We start from the raw sequence: 19,161 nt of genomic DNA, 5'->3' as shown, positions 1-19,161 counted from the left end.
TCAATGACCGAACACATCCACCTTCTTGGCCTTCTTGTCGGCGCGCTTTTCATCGGCGGTTTTTGCCGGTTTCTTTTTTGCTGCTTTTTTTGAATCCATGCCTTTGGCCATGATACGTACTCCACTCATACGGGATGTGAGATCAGGTATACACCTATCGCTGCGCGCGCGTTCTTTTATAATCGCCCGCTTTGCGCACCGACAGTCGAAGACCATGCCCAACACCCAATACACCTTGCTCGCTGAGCCTTTATGGCCCTTGATGAACAAGTTTTATCGCGCTCACCAATCGTCGATGAAAGCGGTCCGCGACGCTCAACTCTGGGTGGCCAGGCGCAACGAGATCATTGGTGCGCTGTGTTTGCGACCGGTGGCGCACGGGCATTGGCTAACGGGTTTGTTTGTCGATCCAGCCTGCCGTGAACAGGGAATCGCTGCGGCGTTGATTGCCGAGGCGCTCAAGGATCTTGAAGGCCCGGTGTGGCTGTTTTGTCATCCGGACCTGCGCGGGTTTTATGAACGTCGTGGTTTTACCTTCGACCCGCCACTGCCCTACTCCATGGCCGAACGCTTGAGCCGTTACGCACGCAGCAAACCGATGATCGCGATGGGTATGGAACCGTCTGGATGATTCACGGAGTGTGTCAGTCGTCTGCTGCAGGATCGAGATCCGGAAACATCACGTCGGTAAACCCGAACTTGCTGAAGTCACCGATGCGCGACGGGTATAACCGCCCGATCAGGTGATCGCATTCATGCTGCACTACCCGCGCATGAAACCCTGAAGCGATGCGCATGATCGACTGCCCCTTGGGATCAAAACCTTCGTAACGAATGTGCTGATAGCGATCCACCGCGCCGCGCAGGCCGGGCACCGACAGGCAGCCTTCGAAACCCTCTTCCAGCGTCGGGCTCAACGGCGTAATCAACGGATTGATCAGAATCGTCTGGGGCACGGCCTCGGCATCCGGATAGCGCTCGCTGTGCTCGAAACCGAAGATCACCAGTTGCAGATCGACGCCGATCTGCGGTGCAGCCAGACCCACGCCACCGACGCTTTCCATGGTCTGGAACATGTCGTCGATCAGTTGCCACAGCTCGGGGCTGTCGAACATTTCGGCAGGCACCGGCGGGGCAATGCGCAGCAGGCGCTCGTCGCCCATTTTCAGAATTTCACGGATCATTTGATGACTTCGTCAGTGGTCGGCTTGATCGAGTGATCCCGACCCAGTCCCGACACGTGTTGTTTGGGTTCTTGGTCGTGCTCGCCGGGGACTTTTTCGCCATCATTCTTGCCCTCGGTCGACATGTGTTCGATTACGGCATTCATCTCGGCGCCCAGCAACAGCACTGCGGCGGAAATGTAGAAGTACAGCAACAGCACGATGATCGCACCGATACTGCCATACATAGCGTTGTAATTAGCGAATTCCTTGACGTACAGACCGAAGCCCAGTGACGCGATGATCCACACCACCACCGCCAGCACCGAACCCGGCGTGATGAAACGAAACTCTTGTTTGACGTCAGGCATGACGTAATAAATCAGCGCCACCGCCATCATCAACAGAATCACGACCACCGGCCAGCGCACGATGGTCCAGAGCGTCACGATGAAGTCTTCGAGGCCGACTTGCGAAGCGATCCAGCCCATCACCTGCGGCCCGAGCACCATCAGCGCAGCGGCGATCAGCAGCATGCCGGCGATGCCGATGGTGTAGAAAATCGACAGTGGGAAACGCTTCCACGCCGGGCGGCCTTCGACCACGTCGTAGGCGGCGTTCATCGCGCTCATCATCAGCCGCACACCGGCGGACGCGGTCCACAGGGCAATCACGATACCGACCGACAGCAAGCCACCCTTGGATTGCTGGAGCTGGTCGATGACCGGGTTCACCTGTTCCAGCGCCTGGGGTGGCAACACCAGTTCTGACTGCAGGCGCAGCCAGGAGAAGAAGTCCGGCAGGTGCAGGAAACCGATCAGGGCGATGAGGAACAGAATGAAGGGAAATAGCGAGAACAGCATCTGATAGGCCAGCGCCGAGGCATAGGTCGACATCTCGTCGTCGACGAACTCGGTGATCGTGCGCACCATGACACGGTGCAGGCGCAAGCCTTTCATGTGAGGAAAAAACATTAGCGTCTCCTTTCGCCGCAAAATTTGGTCGAAGTCGTGGCGACTCAGGGGCCGTTTTCTACATCAAAGTAGCCTACTTGGCGATTTTGATCTTCTGCAAGTTCAGACTGACACAAAAACGGCCATCCGCGGATGGCCGTTTCTGACACGCTTTAAAGGCCGGATCACGCCTTGTCGATGCCTTTCTTGACTGCATCCTTAGCTTTGCCGACCGCTTGCTGGGCTTCGCCTTTCTTTTCCTGCACGACGCCTTCGGCGCGCATTTTGTCGCTACCGGTGGCCTTGCCGACGCCTTGCTTGACGTTGCCGGCGGCTTCGTTGGCCATGCCTTTTACTTTATCGCCAGTGCTGCTCATGGTGTTTCTCCTGTGAACAATTCAACGGGGAAAGTTGTTACACAAAGATTGACCGGAGGCGTTTGCGCGGAGTTTCATTTATTTTCACCGCGACATTTCATCGTTCAGTGCAGGTTGGGCTTTATGTTTGCCGACCAACCCCCGAGAATGCGCAACGTATTCAGGCCATGGCGCTGAAGATCCAATCCCGTAGGAATGTTATGAAACTCGATAAAAAGCAGGCCATTGCCCGCAGAAACCAAGAACTTGGCGGTGCTGTGCTTGGCGTCAATAACTGCCATTTCACCGAATTGAACCGCAACCGCAACATCTGGTGGTTCGATATTCCGGTCGCGCGCCTGGCCGTTGGTCAGTACGAATGGGTTCACCTGCTGATGCACACGCCGGACACCGACGAACTGTTGCACCTGAAAGTGCCGACGGTGTTCCTGCGCGAGAAGCTCGAAGGACTGGTGGTGCGCAACGAAGGCAAGCGTAAAGCCGCTTTGAGCCTGGAACTGAGCGCCGACAAGGACTCGTACCTCCAGGACATGCGCCCGGCGGGTACCAACGTAAACTTCGCGCAGTTCCGCCTCTAAAGAGATCGTTCCCACGCAGAGCGTGGGAACGAACAGTCAGGCAACAAAAAGCCCCGCATCTGCGGGGCTTCTTGTGTGTTACGCGCCTACCTTCTTGACGCCGAGCTTCTTCAATTCTTCGTCGCGCAACTCGCGTCGCAGGATCTTGCCGACGTTGGTGGTCGGCAGCGTATCGCGGAACTCCACGGAGCGCGGAACCTTGTAACCGGTGACGTTGGCGCGCATGTGCTCCATCACCTGTTCCTTGGTCAGTGTCACGCCCGGTTTGGCAACGATGAAGATCTTGATCGCCTCGCCCGACTTCTCGTCCGGCACGCCGATGGCTGCGCATTGCAGCACGCCCGGCAGGGTTGCAAGCACGTCTTCCAGTTCATTGGGGTACACGTTGAAACCGGACACCAGGATCATGTCTTTCTTGCGATCGACGATGCGCATGTAACCGTCAGGCTGGATCAGCGCAATGTCACCGGTTTTCAACCAGCCTTCGCTGTCGAGCATTTCGTCCGTGGCGTCCTGACGCTGCCAGTAGCCCTTCATGACTTGCGGACCTTTCACGCACAGCTCGCCGATTGCGCCCAACGGTTGTTCAACGCCGGCATCGTCGATGATTTTGCACAGGGTCGACGGAACCGGAATACCGATGGTGCCAATCTGGATGTTCTGGATCGGATTGACGGTGGCCACCGGGCTGGTTTCGGTCATGCCGTAACCTTCGCAGATGGCGCACCCGGTGACTGCTTTCCAGCGTTCGGCGGCGGCCAGTTGCAGGGCCATGCCACCGGACAGGGTGACTTTCAGCGCCGAGAAGTCCAGCTTGCGGAAACCTTCGTTGTTGCACAGGGCGACGAACAGCGTGTTGAGCCCGACGAAACCGCTGAACTTCCACTTCGACAGTTCCTTGATCATCGCCGTCAAATCGCGCGGGTTGCTGATCAGCACGTTGTGGTTACCGATCAGCATCATCGCCATGCAATGAAAGGTGAAGGCATAGATGTGGTACAGCGGCAGCGGCGTGATCAGGATCTCGCAGCCTTCATGAAGATTGGAACCCATCAGCGCCTTGCACTGCAGCATGTTCGCCACCAGGTTGCGGTGGGTCAGCATCGCGCCCTTGGCCACGCCGGTGGTACCGCCGGTGTATTGCAGCACGGCAACGTCGCTGCTGGCCGGGTTGGCTTCAGCCACTGGCTGGCCATGGCCCTTGCTCAGCACGTCGTTGAACTTGATGGCCTTGGGCAAGTGATACGCCGGGACCATCTTCTTCACATACTTGATGACGCTGTTGACCAGCAGACGCTTGAGCGGCGGCAACAGGTCGGCCACTTCGGTGACGATCACGTGCTTGACGCCGGTTTTCGGCACGACGGTCTGCGCCAGATGCGCCATGTTGGCGAGGCAGACCAGGGCTTTGGCACCGGAGTCGTTGAATTGGTGTTCCATTTCCCGCGCGGTGTACAGCGGGTTGGTGTTGACTACGATCAGCCCGGCGCGGATGGCACCGAAGACGGCGACCGGGTACTGCAACACGTTGGGCAGTTGCACGGCGATTCGATCGCCTGGCTGCAAGTCGGTATGCTGTTGCAGGTAAGCAGCAAAGGCACCGGACAATTCGTACAGTTCACCGTAGGTGATTGTCTTGCCCAGGTTGCTGAATGCCGGTTTGTCGGCAAAGCGCTGGCAGGACTGCTTCAACACCGCCTGAATATTCGGATACTCGTCCGGATTGATGTCGGCAGCAATCCCGGCAGGGTACTTATCCTTCCAAAAGTCTTCGATCATGGAAGCCCACTCCTCAGCAACGCGAATTCATCACCGCATTTGATGCGATTATTATTGGTGTGTGTTTGTTGGTGAGTCTGGCTTTTTAACAGGCCGAGAAGTCACAAAGCGCGCCGAGAGTAGCAGCTTTGCAAAGGGCCGACTAGAGCCAAAAGCGGCCTCCATAGTCACATTTATGACTTTTGAATATTCAATAGTCATTTTTAGAGCAAAGATTCTATAACGCCCTGCAAGCCTCTGGATTCGGGCCTTCTTCCTCACAAAAAGCATCGCGAGCAAGCTCGCGCCCACAAGGTCATCGGTGATCCCTGTGGGAGCGGGCTTGCCCGCGATCCGCGCGAAGCGCGGCCGTTCACCTCAAGCGATATCCCGCAACTCCCGCCGCAAGATCTTGCCCACCGGCGTCATCGGCAACGACTCACGCAAGACGATGTGCTTGGGTACTTTGTACGCCGTGAAGTTCTCCTTGCAGTACGCCTTCAGCTCTTCAAGGCTGACACCCGATTCACGGGCCACCACAAACAGCTTCACTGCCTCCCCCGAACGCTCGTCCGGCACACCGATCACCGCGCAGTTGGCGACTTTCGGGTGAGCCATGACCACGTCTTCGATCTCGTTCGGGTACACGTTGAAACCCGAGACGATGATCATGTCTTTCTTGCGATCGACGATGCGCACAAATCCGTCCGGGTCGATAATCGCGATGTCCCCCGACTTGAACCAGCCCTCGGCATCCAGCACTTCGGCGGTGGCTTCGGGCTTCTGCCAGTAACCCTTCATGATCTGTGGGCCCTTGATGCACAGTTCGCCGCGCTCGCCCAAGGGTTGCTCGACGCCTTCATCGTTGATGACCTTCAGCGTGGTGCCCGGCACCGGCAGGCCGACTGTTCCGAGGCGCGACATGTCCCCGTATGGGTTGGTGCAGGCCACCGGCGAGGTTTCGGTCAGGCCGTACCCTTCGGTGATGCGGCAACCGGTGAGCTGTTCCCAGCGCTCGGCGGTGGCCTTGACCAACGCGGTGCCGCCGGAGTTGGTGAGTTTGAGGCTGGAGAAATCCAGAGTCTTGAAGTCCGGATGGTCCATCAACGCGACGAACAGCGTGTTGAGCCCAAGCAACGCCGAGAAACGCCAGTTCTTCAGCTCCTTGATGAAACCCTTGATGTCCCGCGGATTGGTGATCAGCACGTTGTGGTTGCCAGAAACCATCATGCACATGCAATTCGCGGTGAACGCATAGATGTGGTACAGCGGCAGCGGCGCGACCATCACCTCCTGCCCTTCGCGCAACAGCGGCTGACCGTCACTGCCCAACTGCTCCAGGCACGCCCGCACCTGCTGCATATTCGCCACCAGGTTGCCGTGAGTCAGCATCGCCCCCTTGGCCAGCCCGGTGGTGCCGCCGGTGTATTGCAGCACGGCGATGTCATCAAGACCGGCGTTCAGCGGCTTGATCCCCAGGCCTCGACCCAGACTCAGCGCGCTCTTGAAGGAAATCGCCTGCGGCAAGGAATACGCCGGGACCATCTTCTTGACCTTGCTCACCAGAGTATTGACCAGCCAACCCTTGGCGGCGGGCATCAGGTCACCCATCTTCGCTTCGATCAGGTACTGGATGTCGGTGCCCTGCAGCACCTCCTGGACTTTCTGCCCGAACATGTTCAGGTAGACCAGCGCCCGGGCTCCGGAATCCTTGAACTGATGACGCATCTCCCGCGCGGTGTACAGCGGGTTGGTGTTGACCACGATCAGCCCGGCGCGCAGAGCACCGAACACGGCAATCGGGTAATGCAGGACGTTGGGCATCTGCACCGCAATGCGATCTCCCGGCACCAGGTCGGTGTGGGCTTGCAGGTAACCGGCGAACGCTGCGCTGTAGCGTTCCAGTTCGGCGTAGGTCAGGGTTACACCCATGTTGCTGAATGCCGGGCGGTCTGCAAATTTCTTGCAGGAACGCTCGAACACCTCGATCACCGACTTATAGGCCCCTTGATCGATGTCCAGGGGCACGCCGGCGGGGCGTTTGTCATTCCAGAAATCAGGTTGCATTGTTCTTGTCCTCTCTACCTGAACCTATCCGGGGCCGCTTTTCTGTCCTTCTCTGTTATCCCTCAAAAAACAGAAAAGCGAAAAGCGGGGCTTCACGGACACTAGCAGCTATGGCGAATCTGGCAAATATGCCAACAGGCGTCATTGACCGCGTGAATCTTGCTGCAGCGGCGTGGCCTGATCAGACGGCACGCTATGGATGCGCTATACAATGCAACGACGTCCATGCCACATGCAGCCCTATGCAAAGGAATCGCCATGATCCACGACACTTTTTGGCTGACCGCGAGTGACCGCAGCCGCCTTTTCATTAACCAGTGGCTGCCAACAGCTCCACTCAAGGCAGTGATCCTGTTAGCCCACGGCATGGCGGAACACAGTGGTCGATACGCCCGTCTGGCGGAAAAACTCTGCGATCAGGGTTACGGCGTCTATGCACCGGATCAGCGTGGACATGGCAAAACTGCCGAAAACGGGACACTCGGCCATTTTGCCGACAACGATGGCTGGGGCAAAGTGGTGGGTGACCTGGCCTGCCTCAATCAGCACATCGGCCAACAACATCCCGGCGTGCCGATCGTACTGCTCGGCCACAGCATGGGCAGCTACATCGCCCAGGCCTATCTGCTGCATCACAGCGCCAGCCTGCACGGGGCCGTTCTCAGCGGTTCGAACTTCCAACCGGTGGCGCTCTATCGCGCGGCGCGGCAGATTGCGCGGGTAGAACGATTGCGCCAAGGCCCGAAGGGGCGCAGCGTGCTGATCGAATGGCTGTCGTTCGGCTCGTTCAACAAAAAATTCAAACCGGTGCGCACGCGGTTCGACTGGCTCAGTCGCGATCCTGCGGAGGTCGATCTGTACGCCAACGACCCGCTCTGTGGCTTTCGCTGCACCAATCAGCTGTGGATCGATTTGCTCGGTGGGTTGCAGCAAATCAGCAAAGCGTCCAATCTCGCTCAGATTGATCCGGGTCTGCCGTTGCTGGTCATTGGCGGTGAATGTGATCCGGTGAGCGAAGGCAAACGTCTGAAAGATCTGGCCCATGCGCTACGCACGGCCGGCAGCCAGAGCCTGCAACTGACAATTTACCCGCAGGCACGGCATGAACTGTTCAACGAGAGCAACCGCGATGAAGTGATCAATGACGTGTTGAACTGGATCGCCCAGGCGCTGAGCCATCGCCGGCCACCCAGATCGGAATAGTTTTTTTGTGGATTTTTTATTCGTCACAGGAATTGAGACAGATGACCCAGGTTACCAACACCCCTTACGAAGCCCTTGAAGTCGGCCAGACCGCCAGTTACAGCAAGACGGTCGAAGAGCGCGACATTCAGTTGTTCGCCGCGATGTCCGGCGATCACAACCCGGTGCACCTGGACGCTGAATTCGCCGCCGGCACCATGTTCAAGGAGCGCATCGCTCACGGCATGTTCAGCGGTGCGCTGATCAGCGCTGCCGTAGCCTGCGAATTGCCTGGGCCGGGGACTATTTATATCGGTCAGCAGATGAGCTTTCAGAAGCCGGTGAAGATTGGCGACACACTGACTGTGCGTCTGGAGATTCTCGAGAAGCTGCCGAAGTTTCGGGTGCGGATTGCCACTCGCGTGTTTAACCAGCGTGATGAGTTGGTGGTGGATGGTGAGGCGGAGATTCTGGCGCCGCGTAAGCAGCAGACGGTGTCGTTGCCTAAGCTGCCGGCAATCAGCATCGGCTGATTGCCTCAAAAGATCGCAGCCTCGTTTCACTCGACAGCTCCTACAGGGTTTGGCATATACCTGTAGGAGCTGTCGAGTGAAACGAGGCTGCGATCTTTTGATCTTACGGCCCTTCCTGCACCTGCACACTCGCCGTCATCCCCGAACTCAAATAAATCCCCTCCGGCAACCTATCAATCTTGATTCTTACCGGAATTCGCTGTGCCAACCTGACCCAGTTAAACGTCGGTTCCACCTCCGCCAACAACTGCCCATCCGGCGTGGTGTTGCGATCAGTAATCCCGCGACTGATGCTTTCGACATGCCCTTGCAACGCGTCGCCCGCGCTCATCAACCAGACCTTAACCGGATCGCCGACGCGAATCCGCGGCAGTTTGGTTTCCTCGAAATACGCCTGCACATAAAAAGTCGAATCGTCGATCAACGCCATCACCGGTTGCCCGGCATTCACGTAGTTGCCTTCAGCGAGGCGCAGGTTGGTGATGTGGCCGCTGCGGGGCGCGTGAACCTGACTGCGGGCGAGATTGAGTTCGGCGACCTTGGCTTCGGCCTGAGCTTCACGCAGTTCACCACGGGCGATGCCGGCGTTAATTTGCGCGTTCTCTCGCAGCTCCGCACTGATCGCTTGCGGCCCGAGGCTGGCACGGCGACTGGCTTCGCGTTCACGCAGGTTGAGCTGCTGCTGACGTGTCTGGACCACCGCGTGGGCTTTCTCCAGCGCGGCTTCGAAACGATCGCGGTCGATGCTCAGCAATAAATCGCCGGCCTTGACCGGCTGGTTATCAAAAGCCTTGAGCTCACGCACCCAACCCGAGACGTCCGGGGCGATCACCACCACGTCGGCGCGAATCCGCGCGTCCCGGGTCCATGGGGTGAGCATGTAGTACTGCCACAAATGGATGCCGGCAAAAATCGCCACCGCCACCAGGCACAAGGTTACGGCGACACGTACGGGTGTGCGCATTTTCAACTCCTTACAAAGGTCCGAGGACGACGGTGATCAGGGTCAATACACAGACGTACAAGGCGCAATCAAACAATGCTTCGTGCCAGATCCAGCGGCCCACCGGCGTCAGGCGCAAGAGCATGCGCAAGGCTGCGGTCACGAGCAGCGCCAGCAGCACATAAATCAGAAACGGACTGAGCAACACGCCGCCCACCGACCACTCACGCAAGCCCATGGCTTTGCTCCTGTTGATGGCACCAGGCACGCCAGCTGCTTTGCAATTGCAGCACCGCGCCTTGGGCCAGTTTCACCGCATCGCTGGGGGGCAACGCATACAAGGTCTTCAAGAACTCTTCACTCGGTGGAGCTAACGCCTCGGCGCGCTTGCCGGCCGGGCCTTGCTCGAGGATTATTTCCAGCTGTTCGAGATAACGCCGCTGAGGCGCACTGACCGACAGCTGCGCCACCGCCAGGCTCAAACGTAAATGCAGCAATTCGTCGCCGATATCCAGGCCGAGCAAGCCATCGTCCCAGCGGCTGCGCGCCGGCTCCGGCAACTCGGGATAGTGCCGCGCCAGTTGCAGCAGGCGGTCGGCCATGCGCCCGCCAAACCAGCTTTCGGCACCGCGCAGATTACGCCGGGTAAGGCGCACCAGATCGTGGAGGGTCGCCGTCAGCAAGCGTCGACCGTGCCACGCCGGGTTGCGCAGGATCAGCAAGTGGAAGGCCAGTACGGCGGCGCCAACACCGACCACGATGGATTGAGCGCTGTTGAAGAACGTCGCGACATCGAATTTCATCGCGTTGAGCGGCGAGACCAACACGATGAAGTGCAGACAAAATGAGGTCGCCGTCGCACCGATCTGCGGTTTGGCCATGCCCAGCGCGCCGAGGAACAACGGCACGCCCATGCCCATGCAAAGCAATGCAAAACCACTCCATTGCGGCAGCAGAATCTGCCCGACGATAAACGCGGCCGGGATCGCCAGGAAGATCCCGCGCATAAAACTCATGCCGATCTGAGCGCCGTTCTCACGGCTGGCGAACAGACTACACACCACGCACGTCAACAGCAGCGCGCCGGAGGCAGCGGGCCAGGCGGTCGCCAACCAGAAGCACGAGACCACCAGAAACGCCAATGCACTGCGGGCACCAAACACCAGCGCCAATGACAGGTCGCGGTGCGGTGTCAGGGTTCGTGGCGGGTCGACCGTTTCCTTGCCCTCTTCTACCGCTTTCAACGCGACGCCGGCCGCCAGGGCGGTATCGAGCAGCAAGGCAAAACGGGCCAGGCAGTAACTTTGCGCAGAACTGATGTGTGCATCGTTGGAGGCGTCGAGCAATCGCGGCCGCAAGGCTTGCAGGGTTGCGGTATCTGAGTTGAGCGCCTCTTGGACCTCGGTCATCCAAGGCAACAGTTGCTCGGCTTCCTGGGGTTCCAATTGCTTCCATTGACGGCGCGCCGAACGGGCGATGCGCAGCAGCATCAACAGCTTTTGGCTCAAGCCGCTGATCGCGCGTGCTCGTTGCCGCCCCAGGCTTCCTTCAAACCAGGCATGCTCGCGCTGGGCATCGACGGCGACGATTTTCCCGAGGATTTCCAGCAAGCCTTTACGCGCCTGAGCATCACCGGCAAGGGTCGCACGCGCAGCGCTCATGCCGCTTTGCCAGGCTGCCCGCGCCTGATCCGCCAGTTGCCGTTCGACCCGCATCGGCCACAGCAGCGCACTGGCGGCGGTGGCGCAAAGTATGCCCAGGCAGATTTCAGTGCAGCGAGCCACGGCCTGATCGAACACGGTCAGAGGATGTGCGATGGCCGGCAACGCGATGATCGCCACCGTATAACCCGCCAGCACGAATGAATAGGACCAGGCGCTGCGCAGCAGGGTCGAACTCGCCGTACACAGCCCCAGCCATAACGCTAATGCCAACAAAAACAGCCAAGGCGTCTGGGCGAACAACCCCATGAACACCACTGACATGATCGTCCCGACTAACGTACCCAGCAATCGCGCCAAACCCTTCTGTACCACCATTCCGGACAACGGCTGGGCGACGATGAACGCTGTCATCAAGGCCCAGGCCGGTTGCTCCAGGCCCCAGCGCAATGCCAGCCACAGTGCCAGGCCGCCGCCGATCAAGGTTTTGATCGCGAACTGTAAGGCGCGGCGGTCAGGCGCAAACAAAGCCTGCAAAGTGATAGGCACGTAAAACACTCTTGAAAAGACGATTTAACGATAGTCGGGTTCGGTTCAGTCACTTGAAAAACAAATTATTAGCTAGCTAACTATCATCCGTCCAGTGCTAATTCCCGGATACAAAAAAACGCCAGACTGGCTGGCGTTTTTGACAGACAAACAAACGCTTACGAGCGAGCGCGCGCCTGGTTACGCAGGGCTTTTACCTGATCGTGGTTGCGTTGCACGCCGTGGTACTGACGCTCAACCAGGTCACGAATGCCCTCCAGGTTGTGTGTGTTGATTTTTTCGATGGCTTCTTTGTAAGCCTTCAGTGCGTGGTCCTCACCCCGTTCAGCTTCGTTCAGCACGGCCTCTTCATCCTTGCCGGTGAACATCGCTTTCACGTCGACCCAGCGACGGTGCAGGTCACCGCTGACACTGGTGGAGGTTTCCGGATCGCCACCCATGGAACGTACAGCGGCCTGCAATTCAGAAGCAGCCTTGGCGCAGTCAGCCGAGCGCTGTACGAAAATGGCTTTGAGTTCCGGGTGTTTGATGTCTTCAGCGCAAGTCTTGAACCCTTCCTGACCGTCTTTACTGGTTTCAATCAGGTCGTTGAGTACAGAGATGGCTTCTTTATTCATGTCGGTCATTTTCAATTCCTCACGGGTTAATGAAAGATGCAATAGGTATTGCACCCTGCATGCCAGCTTTGAATTGACAATTATCCCTTATATTTCAACTAGTTATTGTTTAGCACAAAATCTGTATCCGCTTTATTTGCATGATCTGTCATTTGGCCTCCATGCAGAATGCCTGTATTTTCCAGACTGTTTGAATTAAGACGACTGATTGATGAACCCTGAAAAGCTTGAACTGCTAGTCACCCGGGAAATGCCCTTCGGCAAATACAAGGGCCGGATCATTGCCGACCTCCCCGGCCAATACCTGAACTGGTTCGCTCGTGAAGGTTTTCCCCATGGCGAACTCGGCGGCTTGCTGGCCTTGATGCAGGAAATCGATCACAACGGCCTGTCGGAGTTGCTCGAGCCGCTACGCGCCAAACATGGCAAACCTGCCCCGCGCCACTGATTCTTCCCAGAGAGGAGTATCAGCGCAACATCGAACTCATCAACCGCAGCAACTCGGTGCGCGTGCGCCAACGCTTCGAGCAGGGCGAAAGGCTGGAGATTCGCAAACAGCTCGCCGAGCTGGTGGCCGTACCCGAGGAAGCCGTCGCCCTCACCCGCAACGCTTCGGACGGTTTGCAATCGCTGATCCGCAACTACTGCACTCGGCCAGTTCGAATTCGTGGGTGATGTAAATGAAGCCCAGGGTCAGCGGCGCGCTCACTTCGATGCTTTACCCGACATGCCGATCAACAGACGATGGTCGAGCGACGGCTCAAGGACTACAACCTGTTTACCGTGGCGCGAAGTGGTGCCGCGAGTGTTCCGTGCATTGCATCACGCCGGGGCTCGCCACCACCGCCGCGGATATCGACGTGCTGAGCAAGGCGCTGAACGAGCTGCGCTGACGTCACACGGTGTACCTGTCGAAGTCCTGCGCTTTGATCTGCGATGAAACCGTAAACGTGTCGACAGCGATGGTCATGTGCCCGAAAAATCCGTCTTCATTCGAGTCTCGACCGAGGGTATGGATGTTTAAGGTTGAGGCCTCGCCTCCACGGTTTTTATAGTGAAAGTCTTCATCGTTGGTCAGCGCCGAAACTGTCCGGCCACTGTACTCCCTGGCGTTGAGCACCGACCTCGACGCGACCTCCGGGAAGTAAAGCTGGCCAACCCAGGCGACATGGCGCTCTTCCAGATAGTTGTTACCGGCCGTGATGCGCACCGCGACATGAATGTGCAGGGCCCGGCCGGCATAGAATCCGGGATAGATCGTGGTAAACCGCACGATGCCCTTCTTGTCCGTGAATTGCCCGCCGCGCAGATAGGTATCGTCGTCGGTGCGCGGGATCGCGCCAATGGCTCCGACATCGACCTTCTTGTCCGGATCAATCTTGCTCCAGCCCGAATATGCGCCTCGCGCATTGCAATGCCAGATATCGACCACCGCGCCCGTGACCGGCTGACCGGTCATCGCATCGACAATCGTCAGTCGCAGCACCAAAGGGATGCCATCCAAGCCTTCGCTGATGTTTCGCCTGATCAATTTCGGATTTCGGAAATACGGGCCGGCTATCTGTTCAGGTGTCAGTTGGTAAACCGGTGTCGAGGGTGTAACTGAGGTGTTGTCGTCCATGACGTTCTCTCTTCCATAAGATGAACGCAGGTTATGACGGGGCCAGGCTCGATGTGCGGTAACTATGTATCGCATGATCTTTTTGTAGGAGCGAGGTTTTCATCAGGCAAAAAAAACGGTGCACCGACCAAGCGCACCGTAAAGCCGTAGAACACACAACGAAGTGTTTGGTAATAGCCGATCAGTCCAGCAGCGCCAGTGCCTCGGCGGTGCATTCCTGAATGCGGGCCCAGTCGCCGTTCTTGATCCACTCAGGATCAAGCATCCAGCTACCGCCCACGCACATCACGTTTTTCAACGCCATGTAGCTCTTGATGTTGGCCGGGCTGACACCGCCAGTCGGGCAGAATTTCACTTCGCCGAACGGGCCGCCCAGGGCTTTGATAGCCGCGACACCGCCGCTGACTTCCGCCGGGAACAGCTTGAAGCGGCGGTACCCCAGGCCATAACCTTCCATGATGCCGGAGGCGTTGCTGATGCCCGGCAACAGCGGAATCGGGCTGCCGACACTGGCTTCCAGCAGGTCACGGGTGATGCCTGGCGTGACGATGAACTGCGAACCGGCCGCTTCGGCAGCCGCCAGCATATTGCGATCGAGCACAGTACCGGCGCCGGTCACCAGCTCTGGGCGTTGCTCGCGCAGAATCTGGATAGCCTTGAGGCCGAACTGTGAACGCAGGGTCACTTCCAGGGCGGTCAGGCCACCGGCCGCGAGGGCGTCGGCCAGCGGTAGGATGTCCTGCTCGCGAGCAATGGTAATCACCGGCAGAATCCGCGCTTTGGCGCAGAGGTTGTCGATCAGGGCAACTTTGTCCGCCATGGAAACGGTCGGGGATGGGTTTGTCATAGCGGCTGATCCTTGGTTCATGGGCACCAGTAAATCTCTAACGTAGGTTGCAAAAACGCGCGAATCGGCATGGCGGCGACATCGTCACCGGCCAATGCGGCACTCAAGGTGGTCAGCTTGGACTGACCGGAAATCGATAGAACGGTGAACTGGGCCGAGGCCAGCAGCGCACGACTCATGGTCAGGCGCTGATGCGGCACGGTCGGCGCCAGCATCGGGTAGCAATGACGTGTGCCGTCGGCTTTCAAGGCATCGATCAGGTTTGGACTGTTGGGAAACAACGAGGCCGTGTGACCGTCATCGCCCATGCCGAGTATCAGCACGTCGATCGGCGGCAACTCGGCGAGCAAACGGTCGGCCTGCTCGGCTGCCAGCTCAAGGTTCGCGGTGGCGCTGTACAGGCTCAGAAACTGAGCCTTGGCCGCCGGGCCTTGCAGCAGATAACGCTTGAGCAGACCGGCATTGCTGTCGGCGTGCTCTACCGGCACCCAGCGCTCGTCGGCCAGGGTCACGACGACCTTGGACCAGTCCAGTTTCTGCTTGGCCAGGTTTTGGAAAAACGCCACCGGGCTGCGTCCACCGGACACCACCAGCGTCGCGGTACCGCGAGCGTCAATGGCGTCACTCAGTTGCTTGGCCACATTCAGCGCCAAACCATCGGCCAGCAGCACCGGGCTCTTGAACTCATGGGCGCTGACGCCCTGAGGCAGTTGCAAATTAGATATCGCCATACCACGACCTCCCATCCCGCGTGATCAGTGCAATGGAGCTCATCGGTCCCCAGGACCCGGCCGCGTACGGCTTAGGCGCATCACCGGATTTTTTCCACCCGGCGATCAACTGGTCACACCACTTCCACGCGGCTTCGATTTCATCTTTACGGACAAACAGGTTCTGATTGCCGCGCATCACTTCCAGCAACAACCGCTCGTAGGCATCGGGAATCCGTGCGCTGCGATAAGTGTCGGAAAAATTCAGCTGCAACGGACCGCTGCGCAGCTGCATGCCCTTGTCCAGGCCTTGTTCTTTGGTCATCACGCGCAAGGAAATGCCTTCGTCCGGTTGCAGGCGGATAATCAGCTTGTTGCTGATTTGCAGGCGCTGCTCGGGAGCGAAGATGTAGTGCGACGGTTCCTTGAAGTGGATGACGATCTGCGAAAGCTTCTGCGGCATGCGCTTGCCGGTACGCAGGTAAAACGGCACGCCGGCCCAACGCCAGTTGCGGATATCGGCACGCAGCGCAACGAAGGTTTCGGTGTCGCTCTGGGTGTTGGAGTTAGGCTCCTCCAAATAGCCCGGCACCGATTTACCTTCGCTATAACCAGCGATGTATTGACCGCGCACGACCTGAGTGGTCAGGCCTTCCGGGCTGATCGGCGCCAGCGCCTTGAGCACTTTGACTTTCTCGTCACGAATACTGTCGGCGGACAGGTCGGCCGGCGGGTCCATGGCGATCAGGCAGAGCAGTTGCAGGAGGTGATTCTGGATCATGTCCCGCAGCTGACCGGCCTTGTCGAAGTAACCCCAGCGACCTTCGATCCCGACCTTCTCGGCCACGGTGATTTCTACGTGGGAGATGTAATTCTGGTTCCACTGGGTTTCGAACAGACTGTTGGCGAAACGCAGGGCGATCAGGTTTTGCACCGTCTCTTTGCCCAGGTAGTGGTCGATGCGGTAGGTGCGGTTCTCCGGGAAGAACTGCGCCACGGCGTCGTTAACCTTGCGCGAGGATTCCAGGTCCGAACCGATGGGTTTTTCCAGTACCACGCGGGTGTTTTCGGTCAAACCGACCTTCGACAGGTTCTCGCAGATCGCGCCGTAAACGGCTGCCGGTGTCGCGAAGTAGGCAATCACCCGTTGAGCGCTGCCAGCCATTTCGGCCAGGGCGACGTAATCGTCAGCCTTGAGGAAGTCGACGTGCAGGTAATTCAGGCGGGCGAGAAAGCGTTCGACCACGACTTCATCCAGCTCTTTGTCACTGACGTATCGGCGCAGCTCGGAGGCGATGAACGCCAAATGCTGCTGCTCGCTGCCAGGTTCACGGGCCAGCGCGATAATTCGCGTCTCCTCGTGCAAGAGGCCTGCGCCATCGAGTTGATAAAGGGCAGGAAACAGCTTGCGCAGGGCCAGATCGCCGAGGGCGCCGAACAAGGCAAAGGTGCACGGTTCAACCGTAATCGAAGGCATGATGTTTGTTCTTTTATCAAGTTAAGCTACAAATACCTTTTTTCAAGGCATCACTCAAGGGAAAATGTAGTAATAACCACAACATTTTCGCAAAATACTGATTCCGAGTGGTGGTCGGTCGGAGCCATCAGTAGGATAGGCCACCGTTTGGGGGCCGATCAAAGTCCCAATTTGCATAGCCGAACGCTTATTTGCATAGCAAAGCTTCTTTTCGTAGGTGAACCAAGGAACCCCATATGGACCGCGTGCGAAATTTACTGGAACAGATCCAGAATCGCCTTGAAGACCTGAACAAGGCAGAACGCAAAGTCGCCGAGGTGATCCTGCTCAACCCACAGCAGGCCACCCGATTCAGCATCGCCGCCCTCGCGCAGGCCTCAAAGGTCAGCGAGCCGACGGTCAACCGTTTCTGCCGTTCATTCGGCGTCAGCGGCTACCCGGAACTCAAGCTTCAGTTGGCCCAGAGCCTGGCCAGCGGCGCGGCGTATGTCAGCCGGGCAGTTGAGGCCGACGACAATCCGGAAGCGTATACCAAAAAGATTTTCGGCAGCGCCATCGCCTCGTTGGACAGTGCGTTGCAGGCGCTTGACCCGAACCTGATCAGCCGCGCCGTCGATCTGTTGATCCAGGCCCGACAGATCCACTTCTTCGGCCTCGGCGCCTCGGCCCCGGTGGCGCTGGATGCGCAGCACAAGTTCTTCCGCTTCAATTTGGCCGTCACCGCCCATGCCGACGTGCTGATGCAGCGCATGATTGCGTCGGTGGCGCATACCGGCGAGTTATTCGTGATTATTTCCTACACCGGCCGCACCCGCGAACTGGTGGAAGTGGCGCGTATTGCCCGGGAGAACGGTGCTTCGGTGCTGGGTCTGACGGCCGAGGGCTCACCGCTGGCCAAGGCCAGTACGTTGAGCCTGAACATTCCACTGCCGGAAGACACCGACATTTATATGCCGATGACGTCGCGGATCATTCAGCTGACCGTGCTGGATGTGCTGGCGACCGGCATGACCTTGCGTCGGGGCGTGGATTTCCAGCCCCATTTGCGCAAGATCAAGGAAAGCTTGAATGCCAGTCGGTATCCGATTGGGGATGAGTTCAATTAAAAGATCGCAGCCTCGTTTCACTCGACAGCTCCTACAAGGGATCGCGTAAACCTGTAGGAGCTGTCGAGCGAAGCGAGGCTGCGATCTTTTGATCTTACGCCCCGACCCGCGCCTGCAAACTCAAGTACGCCTTCTGACCCGGCGCCAGGCTCAAGCTGTCCGTCCCGCCACTCGCCGCCTCGACACAGACAAATTCTGATATCTCATTCCAGCTCACCCCCAGCAACGGCCGCGAACCCGGATGCCAGACCACCGTGTCCGCATCGTCACCGGTATCGATGCACAACTCCCGCTGCCAGGCATGGTCCTTGAGCTGTAATTCGCCGTCATGCTGGAACACCCGCTGGCAGCCACCCTCTACCCGCAACTCGCCTTCCTGATGACAAATCTGACGGTTCAACTGGTCGTAACCTTGCGCTCCATCGAGGCCAGACAGCGCTACCTCGCCGACGTCGCCAATACGCCAATAGGCGTGCAACGCCTGGCTCAATTGACACGGCAGGCTGTCCTGATGCTCGGTACTCAGGCGTAAATCCATGCGTTCACCCAAGTGCGCGTGCAGGTCCACTTGCCAGTCGCACAACTGAAGTTGCCAGTGCAGGCGAACGCCATCTTCATCAGTGCTGCTGTCCAGAAGCTTCCAGTCGATCAGCCGTGCCCAACCATGGGAGGGCCAAGCGTTTTCGCTTGGATGACGCCCATACCACGGCCAGCACACCGGCACGCCGCCACGAATCGCACCGACTTGCGGCCACTTCGCCGCGCACCACAACCAGGGCTTCTGCCCCGTTGGCTGAAAGTGCAGCAACTGCGCACCCTGCCGACTGAACACCGCCTGACACAGCGGATGGTCGATCACCAGCACGTCGCGCTTCTGATAGCGCTCCCATGCAAACACCGGACGTTCGCGCAAGGATTTGAAGAAGCGTTGTAGCGGATGCTCATGCATGTGCCACGGTCCTGAAAATCACCCGGGGTGCGCCGCCCCAAAAAAAAGCGGACAGCCAAGGCTGTCCGCA

At 58.4% G+C, this 19,161-nt stretch carries 21 protein-coding genes and 1 pseudogene; 8 read left to right on the top strand and 14 right to left on the bottom strand.

The genetic code is table 11. The annotated features are described in order from the left end of the window. Window positions 1-214 precede the first annotated feature (214 nt). On the top strand, window positions 215-631 hold the full coding sequence (locus ACYZTU_RS08005) for a GNAT family N-acetyltransferase (RefSeq protein ID WP_461969261.1): 417 nt from the start codon (window positions 215-217) through the stop codon (window positions 629-631). A gap of 13 nt (window positions 632-644) precedes the next feature. Here the strand turns inward: ACYZTU_RS08005 and def are convergent, their stop codons facing one another. The 3 genes from def to ACYZTU_RS07990 all read right to left on the bottom strand — a co-directional run bounded on the left by def (window position 645) and on the right by ACYZTU_RS07990 (window position 2,493). After that, window positions 645-1,184, bottom strand: a complete 540-nt coding sequence (gene def / locus ACYZTU_RS08000; RefSeq protein ID WP_449643463.1) for a peptide deformylase — start codon at window positions 1,182-1,184, stop codon at window positions 645-647. Continuing rightward, window positions 1,181-2,137, bottom strand: coding sequence for a YihY/virulence factor BrkB family protein (locus tag ACYZTU_RS07995; RefSeq protein WP_461969259.1), 957 nt, complete (start codon window positions 2,135-2,137; stop codon window positions 1,181-1,183). The genes def and ACYZTU_RS07995 overlap by 4 nt, the downstream gene beginning before the upstream one ends. A gap of 164 nt (window positions 2,138-2,301) precedes the next feature. Further along, window positions 2,302-2,493 (bottom strand): CsbD family protein, encoded by a 192-nt coding sequence (locus ACYZTU_RS07990; RefSeq protein WP_449643465.1) that lies wholly within the window; start codon window positions 2,491-2,493, stop codon window positions 2,302-2,304. Window positions 2,494-2,693: 200 nt separating this feature from the next. Here ACYZTU_RS07990 and ACYZTU_RS07985 point away from each other — a divergent pair, with 200 nt between their 5' ends. Then, window positions 2,694-3,071 carry a hypothetical protein gene (locus ACYZTU_RS07985; RefSeq protein ID WP_282377262.1) on the top strand — a complete coding sequence of 126 codons (378 nt, stop codon included), beginning with the start codon at window positions 2,694-2,696 and terminating at the stop codon, window positions 3,069-3,071. A gap of 78 nt (window positions 3,072-3,149) precedes the next feature. On the opposite strand, the gene fadD1 is transcribed toward ACYZTU_RS07985, so the two are convergent. Both fadD1 and fadD2 read right to left on the bottom strand, forming a co-directional pair. Beyond that, a complete protein-coding gene (gene fadD1, locus ACYZTU_RS07980; protein WP_461969257.1) occupies window positions 3,150-4,850 on the bottom strand; it encodes a long-chain-fatty-acid--CoA ligase FadD1 in 1,701 nt (566 codons plus the stop codon). A 357-nt stretch (window positions 4,851-5,207) separates the two neighbouring features. Then, window positions 5,208-6,896 carry a long-chain-fatty-acid--CoA ligase FadD2 gene (fadD2, locus tag ACYZTU_RS07975; RefSeq protein WP_461969255.1) on the bottom strand — a complete coding sequence of 563 codons (1,689 nt, stop codon included), beginning with the start codon at window positions 6,894-6,896 and terminating at the stop codon, window positions 5,208-5,210. A 258-nt stretch (window positions 6,897-7,154) separates the two neighbouring features. Between fadD2 and ACYZTU_RS07970 the strand changes: the two genes are divergently transcribed. Both ACYZTU_RS07970 and ACYZTU_RS07965 read left to right on the top strand, forming a co-directional pair. After that, complete coding sequence (locus tag ACYZTU_RS07970) at window positions 7,155-8,099, top strand: lysophospholipase (protein WP_461969253.1); 945 nt, start codon at window positions 7,155-7,157, stop codon at window positions 8,097-8,099. A 41-nt stretch (window positions 8,100-8,140) separates the two neighbouring features. Continuing rightward, on the top strand, window positions 8,141-8,611 hold the full coding sequence (locus ACYZTU_RS07965; RefSeq protein WP_282377266.1) for a MaoC family dehydratase: 471 nt from the start codon (window positions 8,141-8,143) through the stop codon (window positions 8,609-8,611). 103 nt (window positions 8,612-8,714) lie between these two features. Here ACYZTU_RS07965 and ACYZTU_RS07960 read toward each other — a convergent pair whose 3' ends face one another. The 4 genes from ACYZTU_RS07960 to ACYZTU_RS07945 all read right to left on the bottom strand — a co-directional run bounded on the left by ACYZTU_RS07960 (window position 8,715) and on the right by ACYZTU_RS07945 (window position 12,390). Continuing rightward, entirely contained in the window at window positions 8,715-9,575 is an 861-nt protein-coding gene (locus ACYZTU_RS07960; protein WP_461969251.1) for an efflux RND transporter periplasmic adaptor subunit, read from the bottom strand. Window positions 9,576-9,585: 10 nt separating this feature from the next. Beyond that, window positions 9,586-9,792, bottom strand: a complete 207-nt coding sequence (locus ACYZTU_RS07955; protein ID WP_094471041.1) for a DUF1656 domain-containing protein — start codon at window positions 9,790-9,792, stop codon at window positions 9,586-9,588. Continuing rightward, window positions 9,779-11,764 carry an FUSC family protein gene (locus tag ACYZTU_RS07950; protein WP_461969249.1) on the bottom strand — a complete coding sequence of 662 codons (1,986 nt, stop codon included), beginning with the start codon at window positions 11,762-11,764 and terminating at the stop codon, window positions 9,779-9,781. Before ACYZTU_RS07950 ends, ACYZTU_RS07955 begins: the two co-directional genes overlap by 14 nt. A 158-nt stretch (window positions 11,765-11,922) precedes the next feature. Then, entirely contained in the window at window positions 11,923-12,390 is a 468-nt protein-coding gene (locus tag ACYZTU_RS07945; protein ID WP_461969247.1) for a ferritin-like domain-containing protein, read from the bottom strand. Window positions 12,391-12,592: 202 nt separating this feature from the next. Here ACYZTU_RS07945 and ACYZTU_RS07940 point away from each other — a divergent pair, with 202 nt between their 5' ends. The 3 genes and pseudogenes from ACYZTU_RS07940 to ACYZTU_RS07930 all read left to right on the top strand — a co-directional run bounded on the left by ACYZTU_RS07940 (window position 12,593) and on the right by ACYZTU_RS07930 (window position 13,274). Then, window positions 12,593-12,829, top strand: a complete 237-nt coding sequence (locus ACYZTU_RS07940) for a DUF3820 family protein (protein WP_128870220.1) — start codon at window positions 12,593-12,595, stop codon at window positions 12,827-12,829. After that, a pseudogene (locus ACYZTU_RS07935) lies at window positions 12,826-13,026 on the top strand (aminotransferase class V-fold PLP-dependent enzyme); the annotation flags it as partial. The gene ACYZTU_RS07940 and the pseudogene ACYZTU_RS07935, both read left to right, overlap by 4 nt. 35 nt (window positions 13,027-13,061) lie before the next feature. Continuing rightward, the gene (locus ACYZTU_RS07930; RefSeq protein ID WP_461969245.1) at window positions 13,062-13,274 is read left to right on the top strand and encodes a hypothetical protein; all 213 of its coding nucleotides are present in this window, start codon (window positions 13,062-13,064) and stop codon (window positions 13,272-13,274) included. Window positions 13,275-13,276: 2 nt separating this feature from the next. On the opposite strand, the gene ACYZTU_RS07925 is transcribed toward ACYZTU_RS07930, so the two are convergent. The 4 genes from ACYZTU_RS07925 to zwf form a co-directional block, all read right to left on the bottom strand. Continuing rightward, window positions 13,277-14,002, bottom strand: a complete 726-nt coding sequence (locus ACYZTU_RS07925; protein ID WP_461969243.1) for an intradiol ring-cleavage dioxygenase — start codon at window positions 14,000-14,002, stop codon at window positions 13,277-13,279. Between the two features lie 181 nt (window positions 14,003-14,183). After that, window positions 14,184-14,849 (bottom strand): bifunctional 4-hydroxy-2-oxoglutarate aldolase/2-dehydro-3-deoxy-phosphogluconate aldolase, encoded by a 666-nt coding sequence (locus tag ACYZTU_RS07920; protein WP_461969242.1) that lies wholly within the window; start codon window positions 14,847-14,849, stop codon window positions 14,184-14,186. 17 nt (window positions 14,850-14,866) lie between these two features. Then, complete coding sequence (gene pgl / locus ACYZTU_RS07915; protein ID WP_461969240.1) at window positions 14,867-15,580, bottom strand: 6-phosphogluconolactonase; 714 nt, start codon at window positions 15,578-15,580, stop codon at window positions 14,867-14,869. After that, window positions 15,567-17,036, bottom strand: a complete 1,470-nt coding sequence (gene zwf / locus ACYZTU_RS07910; protein ID WP_461969238.1) for a glucose-6-phosphate dehydrogenase — start codon at window positions 17,034-17,036, stop codon at window positions 15,567-15,569. The genes pgl and zwf overlap by 14 nt, the downstream gene beginning before the upstream one ends. A 245-nt stretch (window positions 17,037-17,281) precedes the next feature. Here zwf and ACYZTU_RS07905 point away from each other — a divergent pair, with 245 nt between their 5' ends. Further along, the gene (locus ACYZTU_RS07905; protein ID WP_177318169.1) at window positions 17,282-18,142 is read left to right on the top strand and encodes a MurR/RpiR family transcriptional regulator; all 861 of its coding nucleotides are present in this window, start codon (window positions 17,282-17,284) and stop codon (window positions 18,140-18,142) included. Window positions 18,143-18,236: 94 nt separating this feature from the next. Here the strand turns inward: ACYZTU_RS07905 and ACYZTU_RS07900 are convergent, their stop codons facing one another. Continuing rightward, the gene (locus ACYZTU_RS07900; RefSeq protein ID WP_461969236.1) at window positions 18,237-19,091 is read right to left on the bottom strand and encodes a D-hexose-6-phosphate mutarotase; all 855 of its coding nucleotides are present in this window, start codon (window positions 19,089-19,091) and stop codon (window positions 18,237-18,239) included. Window positions 19,092-19,161: the final 70 nt, after the last annotated feature.

The sequence above is a fragment of the Pseudomonas sp. HLT2-19-2 genome (assembly GCF_054898005.1).
Note: the sequence above shows the minus strand (reverse complement) of the source record. Positions and strands in the feature narration are given on the sequence as shown.